Below are 13,374 nucleotides of genomic sequence, written 5' to 3'. Positions count from 1 at the left end.
ATGCCTGTACGCATTGCCATAGCCGAGGATAAATTCTTTTTAGCCCAGTCGCTTAAAGAAAAACTCTCCTTTTTTAAGGATTTTGATTTGCGCTTAACTGCAGAGAATGGGCAGGTTTTGATAGAAAAGCTTCAGGAACAGCCAAACATAGACCTGATCTTAATGGATATTGAAATGCCCGTGCTTAATGGTATTGAAGCCACGGCGCAGGTTAAAGAGCAGTTTCCGCATATCAAGGTGATTATGCTAACGGTTTTTGATGACGACATTCATGTTTTTAAGGCTATTCAAGCCGGTGCAGACGGGTATTTGTTAAAAGAAACTCCACCCGAAGCACTAAAATCAGGAATTGAAGAAACCCTTGCCGGTGGGGCTGCAATGAATCCCGCTATCGCAATGCGAACTTTAAAATTATTGCGCAATCCCGATGCGGTAAGCCATTTGGAGCAGCAGGAGCAAATAGCGCTTTCGCAGCGCGAAATTGAAGTTTTAGAGCAGCTGGCAAAAGGGTTGAGCTATACAAAAATCTCCGAAAATTTAGTGGTCTCTCCCAGCACGGTGCGCAAACACATCGAAAATATCTATAAAAAGCTGCAGGTGCATAACAAGCTTGAAGCTGTTAAAAAAGCCCGTAAAAACAATTTAATCTAGTATTACCAGAGATAATTTTGTAATATTAGATTCAAAGCGAAACCGGGAATGCCCGCCCTGTTTCACCACTTAAACTTAACCTCATCCTCTTAGCAGTGCGTAAACTTTTAATTATTTTACTTCTGGTAGTTCTGGGCATTTTCACCTATAACTATTTCGCTGAACGAAATGAATCACGGCAACGTCTTATCGAGAGTTCTTCTTTAATTCAAAAAGAGGTTCGCAATGTGGGTAAGCTCATCGTGACCGAAGGAACCTTTGCTCAGGTTTTTACCTATAACGATTCTAAACGTATGTATTTTGACCTCCTTACCGCCAGTAAAAAGGCGCTTGTGGTGGTCAATGCAAAAGTGAATATTTCATACGATTTGCGCGCTATGGAGACCCAGGTCGATGAAGAAAACAGGACCATAACCATACTGAGTATCCCAAAACCGGAGATCAATATCAATCCCGATATTGAATATTACGACGTTACTCAGGATTACCTGAATCAATTTGAAGCTTCAGATTACAATACCATCAAAAAAAGGGTAACCGCAAGCATCCGTAAAAAAGTAGAAGCATCCGGACTTCCCGAGCAGGCCGAGCAGCGCCTCATTTCAGAACTCGCCAGTATCTACGCCGTTACTAACGCCCTTGGCTGGGAATTGAGATACAATAAGACGGTGATTAAGAGTAATGATGAACTTCAGAAAGTGATTGTAGATTAATGCGGGTATGGCAGCAGTGAAAACATCTCAGATTTTAATTGAGGCGATACGCGAAATGCCCGGCGTTTTTGCGATAGTAGATAAAGATTTGGCCTTAATCTCAAAAAGCAAAGAATGGGATGCGGGCTTGCTTTCATACTTTTCGACTGTGACTGAAGACATGACAAAGCTTCAGCTTAAGTTTAAAACCGCATTTGAGAAGTCAATTCAGGGAGAGAATTCCTATTTCATTCAAAATATTCCACAGAAACAGGTACGCTATAAGTATAAATTCAGCCGGATAGATCCAGAGCCGTGTTTGATACTGATTCAGCAGGTTTTGCTTACACGACCTCAGGATTACCGAAAAGAATTATTGCTACAGGAAACCAATAAGGTTGCAGAAATTGGGTTTTGGGAGTATAATATTATAACAGGTAAAATTTATTGGTCTGAAGTAACCCGAAAGATTCACGAGGTACCTGAGGATTTTGTCCCAAACCTGGAAACCGGGGTTAGTTTTTATAAAGAAGGGGAGAATAGAGAGCGCATAAGCCGTGCGGTACAAAATGGGGTTGAAACCGGTGAGCCGTGGAATGGAGACTACACTATCATTAACCATAAGGGTAGGAAAGTTCACGTAAATGCCCGAGGTAAGGCTGAGTTTGAAAACGGGAAGTGCGTGCGCCTTTTGGGAACATTTCAGGATATTACAGAGCGTACAGAACGCAATATCCGGCTTAAAAAGAGTGAAGAGCAGTTTAGGCTGGCTTTTGAAAATTCTCCGATTGGGTTTTTGATTATTAGTATTGATGGTTTTCATTTATTGAGAAGTAACAGGGCTTTTCAAAAACTAATTGGGCTTGGCGAGAAAGAGCTTGTCAATAAAAAGCTTACTGATTTTTTCGCCCCTGAAGAAGCTAACCGCTATTACCTGAATTTCTTAAAATTAATTGACGGCAAGTTAGCCGAAATTCAAGGAGAACATTTCCTCAGGAATACTAATGGAGTGATTTTAACCTGTAGTGTGTTTGCATCTGTTATCTATGATCCCGACGCTAAGCCGAAAGAAATCATAGTTCAAATACAGGATGTTACAGAACTCAGGAGAAAGAGCCAGGAAATTGATCGTTTTGTTGAAGTCACTACCGAGCAGAATACACGTCTGATCAATTTTGCGCATATTGTTTCTCACAATCTACGTTCTCATACCAGTAACATAGCAATGCTCCTTAACTTTTTAAAAGAAGAAAAGGATTTAGATGAACGTGAGCTACAGTTAGATATGCTCAATCAGGCGTCAGATATGTTGACAGAAACGATTAAGCATCTCAATGAGGTGGTTTCTGTAGATATCGATATTAAGGATAAAGAAGAATTAGTGCTGAAAGATTTTGTAAAAAACACAGAGCGTTCGTTAAGAGGCCTGCTTGTAAACGCAAACTTTAAAATTTATAATTATGTTCCTGAAGATTTAAAGGTTTATGCGGTACCGGCGTATTTAGAAAGTGTTTTGCTGAATTTATTTTCGAATAGCATAAAATATAGAGATCCCAGGAAAAAATCGTGGTTGCAGGTTACTGCCGAAGCTGTTAATGGTTACACCGTAATCAGTGTGAGTGATAACGGTTTGGGGATTAATATGGAGCGTTATGGCGATCGTATTTTCGGTTTGTATAAAACCTTTCACGAGCATTCTGAAGCCCGTGGTCTTGGATTGTATATGACCCAATCACAAATTCAGGTAATGGGCGGTTCAATAGATGTAAAAAGTAAAGTAGGAGAAGGCACCACCTTTATAATTAAACTTCATGAAAAAGATAAAACTGGCATGTCTGGTAGATGATGATCCAATTGTTGTTTTTGGATTAAAGAAAATGATGAAGCTCGTTAAGTTTTGCGAGAATTTTTTGGTTTACAGCAACGGGCAGGAAGCTTTAAATGCACTCACGGCAATTTTTAAGACCGGTGATGAGATCCCTGATTTGATATTATTAGATCTAAACATGCCGGTTATGGATGGTTGGGAGTTTCTTGAAGCCTTTACCAAATATGATCCGCCAAAGAAAATTACCATTTACATTTTAACCTCGTCAATAGATCCCCGCGATCAGGAACGCGCGTTGCAATTTAGCAGCGTTTCTAACTATGTGGTTAAGCCCGTAACACTTGAGCAGCTTGAAGCTATACGGGATACTTTCAGTGATGAAGATTAGATTTTAGCAGCGCGTATAAGTTCAAGGCCGTCTTCAATAAGGTGACTTAAGTTGGGCCGTTGTTCTGAGATTTGATTAAGGTGTTCCTCGATTTCCCTGCAAAATTCAGTTAAGTTTTCATCAATCGCGAGTTCATAGAGCTCTACCGGTAACAGCCAATCCTCGGGATGGTATTTTTTAAGCAGATCAAAAACAGCTTGTGGTGAAAAGCGAGTGTCTTTACCTTCCCGATACTTACGCACTGCGAGATAGAGGCTTTCGAGCTCCTGGCGCTTCTCACTTTTTGAAGCTTTGATGGTTTCAGAGCCGGGTTTGTGATGTATCAGATCAAAAGACCTGAAATCTGCCGGACCCGAGAATGCAGATGTGATTTTTTTGCCTACCCCCAGATGATAAACTCCCCATTCCGGTTTAAAAAGCATGCGCTCCTTGTGAGTTACGGTGCAGTCTTCAAAGCTGATGAGTATAATTTTTCCCTGTAAATTGCGCGTTCCCGTAATTATTTTTCCGGTTACAACAATATCGCCTTCAAATTCCAGCGTGATTTTTTCGCCTTCATAAATTTTATAAGCCTTAAGATCTTTGGGACTCATATCTTCAATCGCGAGATTGATTCCTTTAAGTTTGCCTATTGCGGTACCATAACCCCTGTTGTGATTTAAGGTGCCGTGTCCTACGAGTTCCTTTTCATGGTAAGCCAGAGCAGTTGGTCCCTGCGTTTGTAAGTAGATTACCTTGCCTTTGTGTGTGATCATTTCATCAAAAACCCCCGATATTTGCAGGCCTGTACTCAACTGGGCTGTACCCAGATTGTTGCTTTCGATTAGTTTTTGCAATCCTTCAGGTCCGCCGGTGCGCAATGCCATCGTATTAGCAAATTCTTCGAGTACCTCGCTTAAAAAGGCAAAGTCCGGAGTCACATACAATTGAGGCTGCGGTTTTGTGATATCAAATTCCTTGTGCGCCGCTTCGGGGCCGTAGGGGATTTTTTCAACCGCGTCGGTCATACACCAGGCGCTCTCGCCTATAGATGATAGTAAGCCGGCGCCGTAAATTTTCGGATTTTCGGGAGTGCCTATAAGTCCGTATTCTACCGTCCACCAGTGCAAATTGCGTATCAGAGCCATCTCGCTGGTTTTTCCCATATTTTTCTGAAGATAGTCTACCTGTTCCTCAATTTCCTGTATGACTTCTTCCGGAGTATTTTCGGCTTCTTTAAGAATGGATAGCTTTCGCACCGCTTCATAAAGCTCATAGTCTTTAGCAGACGATATCGCTTTGCAGCCTATTTCTCCAAAACGTCTGAGGTATTCGGCATACTCGGGGTTTGCGATTATTGGGGCATGGCCTGCGCCTTCGTGAATAATATCGGGAGCGGGAGTGTATTCAATATGCTCAAGCTGGCGTATGTCTGAAGCGATAACCAAAACATTATAGGCCTGAAACTCCATAAAGGCTGCGGGAGGAATAAAACCATCAACCGCGACTGCTGCCCAGCCGATTTCTTTTAAAATGCGGTTCATCCCATACATATTGGGAATTTGGTCAATAGAAATCCCGGTTTGTTTAAGTCCGTCGAGATACGATTTATGAGCCACTTTACTGAGGTAGCTCACGTTTTTACGCATTACATAACGCCATACCGCCTGATTAATCGGCGTATAGTCCTCGTAGTTTTGAGGTTTTATATACTGTTTTAAATGCGGTGGCAGGCGGTCTATAAGTGGATTACTTTCAATATTTTTATCTAGAATCTCTGACATGCGATATATTTTTAAGCGGAATTTCCTCAATTCTTTCTCAACGGAGAAACAATACGTAATTTAGAGCTAAATTTGAAGATTATCCAATAAGAACCCACTTTTACTGAATAAAATTTATGCAAGACTCATTTGTTAATCTTGATATTAATGATACTATAGCTTCGGTCACTTTTTTTACACCGCATCACAATGCTTTGCCTACGGCAATTTTAAATCGTCTTAAGACGGTGCTTGATGAAGTGGCAGATAATAGGAACGTTAATGTAGTTATTTTGCAAAGTGGGGGAGATCGTACATTTTGTGCAGGAGCCAGTTTTAACGAATTGATTGCGATTGACAACGAAAGCAAGGGCAAAGATTTCTTTATGGGTTTTGCCAAAGTGATCCTGGCCATGCGCAATTGCCCGCAGCCGGTTATTGTTCGTGTTCAGGGTAAAACTGTTGGTGGCGGAGTAGGTATTGCGGCGGCAGCAGATTATTGTTTAGCAAGTACGTATGCGAGTATTAAACTGAGCGAACTGAGTATAGGTATTGGTCCGTTTGTGATAGGGCCTGCTGTAGAACGTAAAATGGGCCTTTCAGCATTCTCACAAATGACCTTAAACGCGCAGGAATTTTACACACCCGAATGGGCGAAAGTCAACGGACTTTTTGCAGAGGTTCTGGAATCGAATGGAGCCCTTGATAAGCGTGTATCGGAATTAGCAAAGCATCTGGCTGGTTACAATCCTGAAGCTTTAAAAGCAGCTAAAAAGATTTTTTGGGAGGGTACAGAGGCCTGGCAGGATATTCTCAAAGCTCGTGCAGAGACGAGTGGGAAATTAGTGCTCTCTGCGTTTACCAAAGAGAAATTGCAATCCTATAAATAAGAAAAGCCCTCATTTGAGGGCTTTTTGAGTTTTGGGACTTCTGTTTTAGTTAGAAGCCATTTTCTTAGGAGGATATTCCTGCATGATTTCTCCCACAATCTCGTTGATGCGTTCTTGTTTGCGCTCTACATCACGGGCCAGATAACCGGTTCCCTGACCTTGCCATACCAGTTCTTTCTTTTGAGCGTCAATAAGATCTATGTACAAAGTGCCCTCGGTAGTGCGTGACACGGTATTGCCAAAACCACCGCCCCAAGGACCCCAAGGACCCCAGGCGCCCCAGGCACCCCAGCCGTAATTATTGAAAACATCTACACGCTGCTGAGCGGTAGTAAAGATGCTTACCAGCATAGAAGGATTTTCAGATTTCACAAATCCCTTTGCGAGAAGGTTATCTTCAATTGCACGTAAGATTCGTTTTTTATCAAGGTCAGAAATTTCAGCCTTGTCAATACCGGGTTTGAAAAAGGCAAAGGTCTTATATTCGTTAAAATTGGCTGATTGATCATAGTCTGAAGATACGCGCACCGTGCTGCAGGAAGCCAGCATTGCGACAAGCGCTAAAAGCAAAAAGGGTCTAAAATTTTTCATAAGTATATTTTTTTAATTCGACAGAAAAGCAATTTTAAAGGCACAATAATTGTACCAATTGCAGATTATTCTTTGGTTTTATCAAAACCATAAGGACAGTGCCTGCAACCGCTCTTGCAACAGTAGCCTCTTTTTAGATGGTACTGCTCCGTAAAGCATCGATATCCTTCGGGTGTTAGATAATAATCTCCTTCTTCTATAGAAACTTTATTTTTAAAAAGTGTCATGATTTAAATTTACGAAAGAAAAGGTATAAGTTTTGTATCTCTGCGTAAAACTAGGTTAATGATTTGTATCACCGCTCCAAAACTTTTTAAGCGATTTTCAGGTTGTGCGTTCTGGCCTTTTATTTTGGTAAGGGAAGAACGCTTGAAGCGGGATCTGGTTTTTATAAACCATGAACGCATTCATCTAAGACAGCAGGCAGAATTGCTCGTGGTTCCTTTTTATATTTGGTATGCAACCGAGTACTTGTATTATCTGCTAAAAGGCTATTCCAAACAAAAAGCCTATCGCTCCATCTGTTTTGAACGAGAGGCTTATAAGTTTGAAGCCGATTTTACGTATTTAGAAAAGCGAAGATTTTGGGGTTTTTTAAAATCTTAAATTGATTTTCGCTATTTATTGTATCTAAGCTGGCTGGCATTTCCAGTTTTTAACTTAATGAATTATGCAAATCTGGAGCGCCACTACATTTCCCGAAACACCCGTAAACTCAATTTTAAACACAGTTTACTATGATAATCGTGTTGAAGTTGACCTCAAAAGGGAAGATCTGATTGATGCTGAAGTCTCCGGGAATAAGTTTAGAAAGCTCAAATACAACATGCTTCAGGCACTTGAAGAGGGGCATTATTCAATACTAACCTATGGAGGCGCGTTTTCAAATCATATCGCCGCCGTTGCAAAAGCCGGAAAGCTTTTTGGTTTAAAAACCATTGGAGTGATCCGGGGGGAAGAGCTGGGTCATAATTTAGACGAAACGCTTCAGAAGAATTCTACCTTGAGATTTGCACACGACTGCGGGATGCAGTTTGAGTTTGTAAACCGAACCGCCTACCGCGAAAAACACACGGAATCCTTTCGCGTAAGCTTAAAAACTAAATACGGCACCTTTTACGAGATTCCTGAAGGTGGTACGAATGAACTCGCTATTAAAGGTTGCCGGGAAATACTTGATGAAACAACAGCTGATTACGATTACATCACCTGCGCAGTGGGCACGGGTGGCACAATCGCCGGTATTATTGAGGCCAGTTTGCCGCATCAAAAGGTTCTGGGTTTCCCGGCGTTGAAAGGAGATTTTTTAGAGACTGAAATCAAAAAATACACTTCAAAAACCAACTGGCAGCTGATACCTGATTACCATTTTGGGGGTTACGCAAAAACTTCTGATGAATTAATTGATTTCGTCAATAGGTTTAAAGAAGAACAAAGCATTCAGCTTGATCCTGTTTATACGGGCAAAATGATGTATGGTTTGACAGATCTTATCCGCAATGGGTATTTCTCTAAAAATACCCGTATTTTTGCCGTTCATACCGGAGGCCTGCAAGGTATTCCGGGAATGAATGAAAGGCTTAAAAAACAGGGACGATCTACAATTAGTATCTAGAATGATCAAAAAAATAATTGCACTTTTAGTATTAAGTATTTTACTGGCGGGTTGCGGCGGAAGCAAAAGAGCGTCAAAACGTAAAGTAACTGTCAGATCATCCAGAGCTACAGAACGGCCTGTTACCAAGAAAGAAAGCGCACCTGCAGCGGTAACCGAAGAAACAGAAAGGGCTTATGAATATGCGCCTTTCAATAAAGTAGAAGATTATATCGAGCATTTTGCACCCATAGCAAAAGAAGAAATGCGCCTGTATAAAATTCCCGCAAGCATCACGATGGCCCAGGCGGTTTTAGAAAGTGGTGCCGGTAATGGTAATCTTACCAAAAAAGCCAACAATCATTTTGGCATTAAATGCCATAACTGGACCGGTGCAGTGGTCTATCACGATGATGATGAAAAGGGGGAGTGCTTCCGGAAGTATCGCGATCCTAAATATTCTTTTCGCGATCATTCGTTGTTTTTAACCGGAAGAAGTCGGTATGCAGATTTGTTCAAACTTGATCCCGACGATTATAAAGGCTGGGCCCGTGGTTTGCGTAAGGCCGGTTACGCCACAGATCCCAAATACCCGGAAAAACTTATCGCTATTATAGAACGTTATGCGATGTATAATTACGACGCCGAAGTTTTAGGCACAAAGATTAAAGAATTTAAACCTGAACCGTCTGATAAGGTGGTTCTACATACAGTCAAAAAAGGGGAAACGCTTTACAGTATTTCCAGAATGTATAACCTGACTGTAGACGAATTGAAAAAGAATAACGGCTTGCGTGATAACACGATAAGCATTGGGCAACAATTGAATGTTACCCCACAGTATAACGGATTTTAATGATGATTTATAAAAGAAGCAGCTCACTTTTCGCAGAAGCACAACAGGTAATTCCCGGCGGAGTAAACTCTCCGGTACGGGCTTTTAAGGCCGTGGGAGGCGATCCCATTTTTGTGAAAGAAGCTAAAGGTGCTTATTTATATGATGAAGACGGTAACCGCCTTATCGATTATATCAACTCCTGGGGGCCTATGATTTTAGGTCACGCCTATAAACCTGTTGTTGATGCTGTGGTTGAAAAGGCTCAGAAAGGAACCTCTTTCGGTATGCCCACGCAAATCGAGACCGAAATTGCACAACTTGCCGTAAAAATGGTGCCGGGTATTGATAAAATACGTTTTGTAAATAGCGGTACCGAAGCCTGTATGAGCGCCGTACGCCTCGCACGCGGGTTTACCGGCCGCGATAAGATCATCAAGTTTGCCGGGTGTTATCATGGGCATTCCGATTCATTTTTGATTCAGGCGGGTAGTGGTGCGGTGACTTTTGGTACCCCAAATAGTCCCGGAGTAACTGCTGGTACGGCAAAAGATACGTTGCTTGCACCGTATAATAACCTGGCGGAAGTTCAAAAGCTTTTTGAGGCTAATGAACATGAAATAGCAGCAATCATTATTGAGCCCGTTGCCGGAAACATGGGCTGTATTCCTCCCTCCGAAGGATTTCTGGAAGGGCTGAGGGAACTCTGCGATACGCACGACACCCTGCTCATTTTTGATGAGGTGATGACCGGTTTTAGACTGGCCGCGGGAGGTGTGCAGGAATTGATGGGTGTGCAAGCTGATATTGTAACCTTCGGGAAAGTTATAGGTGGCGGTTTGCCTGTGGGAGCCTTTGCTGCACGCAACGAAATTATGAACTACCTGGCGCCTGTTGGTCCCGTGTATCAGGCGGGGACTTTAAGCGGAAATCCGCTGGCGATGGCGGCCGGTCTGGCAATGTTGAAGGAATTAGACTCCGATCCTCAGATTTTCAAGCGTCTTGAAGAAAAAACCGAATACCTGCACAAAGGAATGGCAAAAGTACTCACCGAAAATGGTGTGGTGCATACCATAAACCGATTGGGTTCTATGATATCTGTTCATTTTGCTGAAAAACCTGTGACTGATTTTGCTAGTGCTGCAAACGCGGCTACAGATACTTTTAAAAAATTCTTTCACGGCATGCTGGCAGAAGGTATTTATATCGCACCCAGTGCTTATGAAACCTGGTTTATCACCGATGCCTTGACCTACCAGGATCTGGACGAAACCATCAATGCGGTAGCTAAAGTGGCTCCCGGTCTGAAGTAATTTTATAGCTTTGAATAAACTAAAAATCCCCTTCGATCAAACCGAAGGGGATTCTTTTTTGACATAAAACCGGGGTTATTTGCCTTCGTGGTGATTTCTTCTGCGGCCATCAGGTCGCTCGCCATCTTTACCATCACGCATACTCATACGCTGTTTCTGCTTTGCTTTCATTTTGCGCCATTGGTCAAATTGCTCTTCGTTTAAGATTTTCTGCATTTTTTCCTGATGTGCAATCTGTTTGTCGAGCATTGCAGCGTAGCGATCTTTACGCGCTTCGCGCATTGCTGCGCGTTCTTCTTCGCCTGGTTTTTCACCGTTTTTCATTTGCTCGGCACGTTCCTGCCAATGCGCCTTGCGTTCTTTGGCTGCTGCCAGTTCCAGATCGTAAATTGCTTTCTGCTGTTTGTCGTCAAGAACGAGAGCCAGAGTAAGACGCTTGGTTTGAATATCGGCCATTTCCTCGGGGCTGGCTTCCATCATTTTTTTCATACGATCCTGTCGCCCGTCTTGCTGTGCAAAAACCGAGCAGCTTACCAAAATCGTAAGGATTAAAGCTAATTTTTTCATGATTCTAAATGTTTAAATTATGTTCTTATGACTTTTGGATTTTAAAAAGGTTTAAATCTGAAAATCCGTAATCTTTTGTAACGTTTACCTGATTGGGCTTACTTATAGATAAATACCTAATCTTATGAATCAAATCTATTCACAACCCAACAACAATCTGGGAGCTAAGCGCTGGGCGCTTTATATCTTTATTTCAAGCATTCCCATTATCGGTTTTATAATGCTTCTGGTTTGGGCATTTAGCAGTAGTGAAAATCTGCATTTACAGGAATGGGCAAAAGGTAAATTGCTTATTGCCTTAATTGTACTGATTATCGTTCTTGGCTTTTTATTTCTTGCAGGCGGCATCGGGATTTTAACCGCTATCTTTAATCAATAAAAAAAGCCTTTCAGGTTGACTGAAAGGCTTTAGTTGTTTTGCTTTTTTTAAACTTATTCAATCACAGAGACGGCAAGATTATCACCTTCTTTCTCTACTTTGGCAAGTTTATGTTTGGTAAGGCCTTTAATGCCTTTATCCCATTTCTTATTGCTGAGACCACTTGCGTCTTTAAGCTGATCAAGTGCCATAGATTTTTCCTTTTTAAGGATCGCAAAAATGGTTTTTTCTTCTTCGCTAAGCTCTACTTTCTTACGTTCGGGTTTCATTTGCGGGAAGAACAGAACTTCCTGAATAGACTGATTGTTGGTCAAAAACATAATCAGACGGTCCATTCCTATACCCAGACCCGAAGTAGGCGGCATACCGTATTCCAGGGCTCTTAAGAAATCCTGATCGATAAACTCGGTAGCTTCATCATCTCCTTTTTCAGCCAGTTTAAGTTGCTCTTCAAAACGCTGGCGCTGGTCTATAGGATCATTTAATTCTGAATACGCGTTTGCGATTTCCTTACCACAAACCATCAGCTCAAAACGTTCCGTTAATTCCGGGTTTTCGCGGTGCTCTTTACACAGCGGACTCATCTCTTTGGGATAGTCAGTTATAAACGTAGGCTGAATAAAATTACCTTCGCATTTTTCACCGAAAATCTCATCGATAAGCTTGCCTTTACCCATCGTCTCATCAACTTCAAGACCCATGCCAAGAGCAGCTTCGCGCAGCTCCTTTTCGTTCTTTCCGGTGATGTCATAGCCTGTGAATTGCTTAATGGCATCGGTCATCGTAACTCGTGCATACGGAGCCTTAAAATCTACTTTATGTTGCCCGAAGGTAGCTTCGGTAGTACCATTAACCTCCATCGCGCAATGCTCGAGCAGTGTTTCGGTAAAGTTCATCATCCAGTTGTAATCTTTGTAGGCCACGTAGATTTCCATTGCCGTAAACTCCGGGTTGTGGGTACGGTCCATGCCTTCATTTCTGAAGTTTTTAGAAAACTCATAAACCCCGTCAAAACCTCCTACGATAAGACGTTTTAGATAGAGTTCATTCGCAATACGCAGGTAAAGCGGAATATCTAAAGCATTATGGTGTGTAATGAATGGACGTGCAGCAGCACCTCCGGGAATAGACTGAAGAATTGGCGTTTCTACTTCAAAATAGCCCTTATCGTTGAAGAAATTTCGCATCGCGGCAAAAAGCTTGGTGCGCTTTACAAAAACTTCTTTCACTTTAGGATTAACGACGAGGTCTGCATACCGCTGGCGGTAACGCATCTCAGGATCGTTAAATTTATCAAACTCGTTCCCGTCCTTGTCAACTTTAGGCAGAGGAAGAGGCTTTAGGGCTTTACTAAGCAGGGTGAATTTTTTAACCATTACGGTTTTTTCGCCCACCTGAGTGGTAAAAAGATCGCCCTCAACACCAATAAAATCGCCTATGTCCAGCAATTTTTTGTAAACGTCATTGTAATGGGTTTTATCTTCACCGGGGCAAATTTCATCACGGTTAAAATACACCTGAATACGACCCGTAGAATCCTGCAACTCGGCAAAAGAGGCTTTGCCCTGAATTCTGCGCGACATTAATCTACCGGCAATTATCACCTTTTTGCCTTCCTCAAAATTCTTTTTAATTTGGGTAGCGGTATGATCTACAGGGAATAAATCTGCAGGATAAGGGTTGATGTTTAGTTTGCGTAATTCGGCAAGTTTTTCGCGGCGTATTTGTTCCTGTTCTGAAAGTTGCATATTTCGTTCTTTGTTAAGCAATTAAAATAAATGCTCGCATCGTTTATTGGCAGCGCTAAAGGGCAAAATGCCCACAAGCTTGACCCGAAATTAAAAGTTTGTTTTCAAATGAATGTTCCGGGGACTTGTTTCTAGCTAGTTTATTAGGCTGGCAAA

At 41.9% G+C, this 13,374-nt stretch carries 15 protein-coding genes; 10 read left to right on the top strand and 5 right to left on the bottom strand.

The annotated features are described in order from the left end of the window. The 4 genes from ACSSS3_RS04455 (at position 1) to ACSSS3_RS04440 (ending at position 3,559) form a co-directional block, all read left to right on the top strand. Complete coding sequence (locus ACSSS3_RS04455) at positions 1 to 651, top strand: response regulator (protein ID WP_442846577.1); 651 nt, start codon at positions 1 to 3, stop codon at positions 649 to 651. Between the two features lie 95 nt (positions 652 to 746). Beyond that, complete coding sequence (locus ACSSS3_RS04450; protein WP_442846576.1) at positions 747 to 1,364, top strand: DUF4230 domain-containing protein; 618 nt, start codon at positions 747 to 749, stop codon at positions 1,362 to 1,364. A 7-nt stretch (positions 1,365 to 1,371) separates the two neighbouring features. Continuing rightward, a complete protein-coding gene (locus tag ACSSS3_RS04445; protein WP_442846575.1) occupies positions 1,372 to 3,189 on the top strand; it encodes a PAS domain S-box protein in 1,818 nt (605 codons plus the stop codon). Beyond that, positions 3,155 to 3,559 (top strand): response regulator, encoded by a 405-nt coding sequence (locus ACSSS3_RS04440; RefSeq protein WP_228229939.1) that lies wholly within the window; start codon positions 3,155 to 3,157, stop codon positions 3,557 to 3,559. Before ACSSS3_RS04445 ends, ACSSS3_RS04440 begins: the two co-directional genes overlap by 35 nt. On the opposite strand, the gene ACSSS3_RS04435 is transcribed toward ACSSS3_RS04440, so the two are convergent. Then, the gene (locus ACSSS3_RS04435; RefSeq protein ID WP_442846574.1) at positions 3,556 to 5,322 is read right to left on the bottom strand and encodes an aromatic amino acid hydroxylase; all 1,767 of its coding nucleotides are present in this window, start codon (positions 5,320 to 5,322) and stop codon (positions 3,556 to 3,558) included. The two genes, ACSSS3_RS04440 and ACSSS3_RS04435, sit on opposite strands and share 4 nt — an antisense overlap. Before the next feature lie 116 nt (positions 5,323 to 5,438). Between ACSSS3_RS04435 and ACSSS3_RS04430 the strand changes: the two genes are divergently transcribed. After that, a complete protein-coding gene (locus tag ACSSS3_RS04430; protein ID WP_442846573.1) occupies positions 5,439 to 6,191 on the top strand; it encodes an enoyl-CoA hydratase/isomerase family protein in 753 nt (250 codons plus the stop codon). A 45-nt stretch (positions 6,192 to 6,236) separates the two neighbouring features. Here ACSSS3_RS04430 and ACSSS3_RS04425 read toward each other — a convergent pair whose 3' ends face one another. Both ACSSS3_RS04425 and ACSSS3_RS04420 read right to left on the bottom strand, forming a co-directional pair. Then, positions 6,237 to 6,782 (bottom strand): DUF4136 domain-containing protein, encoded by a 546-nt coding sequence (locus ACSSS3_RS04425; protein ID WP_442846572.1) that lies wholly within the window; start codon positions 6,780 to 6,782, stop codon positions 6,237 to 6,239. A 65-nt stretch (positions 6,783 to 6,847) separates the two neighbouring features. Beyond that, positions 6,848 to 7,009, bottom strand: coding sequence for a DUF5522 domain-containing protein (locus tag ACSSS3_RS04420; protein WP_228229935.1), 162 nt, complete (start codon positions 7,007 to 7,009; stop codon positions 6,848 to 6,850). A 58-nt stretch (positions 7,010 to 7,067) separates the two neighbouring features. Between ACSSS3_RS04420 and ACSSS3_RS04415 the strand changes: the two genes are divergently transcribed. The 4 genes from ACSSS3_RS04415 to hemL all read left to right on the top strand — a co-directional run bounded on the left by ACSSS3_RS04415 (position 7,068) and on the right by hemL (position 10,524). Then, positions 7,068 to 7,388: a hypothetical protein gene (locus tag ACSSS3_RS04415; protein WP_442846571.1), complete on the top strand. Its 321-nt coding sequence runs from the start codon at positions 7,068 to 7,070 to the stop codon at positions 7,386 to 7,388. 64 nt (positions 7,389 to 7,452) lie between these two features. Further along, positions 7,453 to 8,397 carry a 1-aminocyclopropane-1-carboxylate deaminase/D-cysteine desulfhydrase gene (locus ACSSS3_RS04410; protein ID WP_442846570.1) on the top strand — a complete coding sequence of 315 codons (945 nt, stop codon included), beginning with the start codon at positions 7,453 to 7,455 and terminating at the stop codon, positions 8,395 to 8,397. 1 nt (position 8,398) lies between these two features. Further along, complete coding sequence (locus ACSSS3_RS04405; RefSeq protein ID WP_442846569.1) at positions 8,399 to 9,232, top strand: glucosaminidase domain-containing protein; 834 nt, start codon at positions 8,399 to 8,401, stop codon at positions 9,230 to 9,232. 2 nt (positions 9,233 to 9,234) lie between these two features. Then, entirely contained in the window at positions 9,235 to 10,524 is a 1,290-nt protein-coding gene (gene hemL / locus ACSSS3_RS04400) for a glutamate-1-semialdehyde 2,1-aminomutase (protein WP_442847395.1), read from the top strand. A gap of 75 nt (positions 10,525 to 10,599) precedes the next feature. On the opposite strand, the gene ACSSS3_RS04395 is transcribed toward hemL, so the two are convergent. After that, positions 10,600 to 11,091 carry a hypothetical protein gene (locus tag ACSSS3_RS04395; protein WP_442846568.1) on the bottom strand — a complete coding sequence of 164 codons (492 nt, stop codon included), beginning with the start codon at positions 11,089 to 11,091 and terminating at the stop codon, positions 10,600 to 10,602. A 124-nt stretch (positions 11,092 to 11,215) separates the two neighbouring features. Here ACSSS3_RS04395 and ACSSS3_RS04390 point away from each other — a divergent pair, with 124 nt between their 5' ends. After that, positions 11,216 to 11,470: a hypothetical protein gene (locus ACSSS3_RS04390; protein WP_442846567.1), complete on the top strand. Its 255-nt coding sequence runs from the start codon at positions 11,216 to 11,218 to the stop codon at positions 11,468 to 11,470. A gap of 53 nt (positions 11,471 to 11,523) precedes the next feature. Here the strand turns inward: ACSSS3_RS04390 and lysS are convergent, their stop codons facing one another. Further along, the gene (lysS, locus tag ACSSS3_RS04385; protein WP_442846566.1) at positions 11,524 to 13,218 is read right to left on the bottom strand and encodes a lysine--tRNA ligase; all 1,695 of its coding nucleotides are present in this window, start codon (positions 13,216 to 13,218) and stop codon (positions 11,524 to 11,526) included. Between the last annotated feature and the right edge of the window lie 156 nt (positions 13,219 to 13,374).

The sequence above is a fragment of the Leeuwenhoekiella sp. H156 genome (assembly GCF_052218455.1).
Lineage (GTDB): Bacteria > Bacteroidota > Bacteroidia > Flavobacteriales > Flavobacteriaceae > Leeuwenhoekiella > Leeuwenhoekiella parthenopeia.
This window is presented reverse-complemented; position numbering and strand designations above follow the sequence as displayed.

Bases quoted from the DNA above. Each gene is read 5' to 3' on its own strand.
- ACSSS3_RS04455 (WP_442846577.1), top strand. From the start codon at position 1: ATGCCTGTACGCATTGCCATAGCCGAGGATAAATTCTTTTTAGCCCAG.
- ACSSS3_RS04435 (WP_442846574.1), bottom strand. From the start codon at position 5,322: ATGTCAGAGATTCTAGATAAAAATATTGAAAGTAATCCACTTATAGAC.
- ACSSS3_RS04410 (WP_442846570.1), top strand. From the start codon at position 7,453: ATGCAAATCTGGAGCGCCACTACATTTCCCGAAACACCCGTAAACTCA.
- ACSSS3_RS04430 (WP_442846573.1), top strand. From the start codon at position 5,439: ATGCAAGACTCATTTGTTAATCTTGATATTAATGATACTATAGCTTCG.
- ACSSS3_RS04420 (WP_228229935.1), bottom strand. From the start codon at position 7,009: ATGACACTTTTTAAAAATAAAGTTTCTATAGAAGAAGGAGATTATTAT.
- lysS (WP_442846566.1), bottom strand. From the start codon at position 13,218: ATGCAACTTTCAGAACAGGAACAAATACGCCGCGAAAAACTTGCCGAA.
- ACSSS3_RS04390 (WP_442846567.1), top strand. From the start codon at position 11,216: ATGAATCAAATCTATTCACAACCCAACAACAATCTGGGAGCTAAGCGC.
- ACSSS3_RS04425 (WP_442846572.1), bottom strand. From the start codon at position 6,782: ATGAAAAATTTTAGACCCTTTTTGCTTTTAGCGCTTGTCGCAATGCTG.
- ACSSS3_RS04440 (WP_228229939.1), top strand. From the start codon at position 3,155: ATGAAAAAGATAAAACTGGCATGTCTGGTAGATGATGATCCAATTGTT.
- ACSSS3_RS04415 (WP_442846571.1), top strand. From the start codon at position 7,068: ATGATTTGTATCACCGCTCCAAAACTTTTTAAGCGATTTTCAGGTTGT.
- ACSSS3_RS04445 (WP_442846575.1), top strand. From the start codon at position 1,372: ATGGCAGCAGTGAAAACATCTCAGATTTTAATTGAGGCGATACGCGAA.
- ACSSS3_RS04395 (WP_442846568.1), bottom strand. From the start codon at position 11,091: ATGAAAAAATTAGCTTTAATCCTTACGATTTTGGTAAGCTGCTCGGTT.
- hemL (WP_442847395.1), top strand. From the start codon at position 9,235: ATGATTTATAAAAGAAGCAGCTCACTTTTCGCAGAAGCACAACAGGTA.
- ACSSS3_RS04405 (WP_442846569.1), top strand. From the start codon at position 8,399: ATGATCAAAAAAATAATTGCACTTTTAGTATTAAGTATTTTACTGGCG.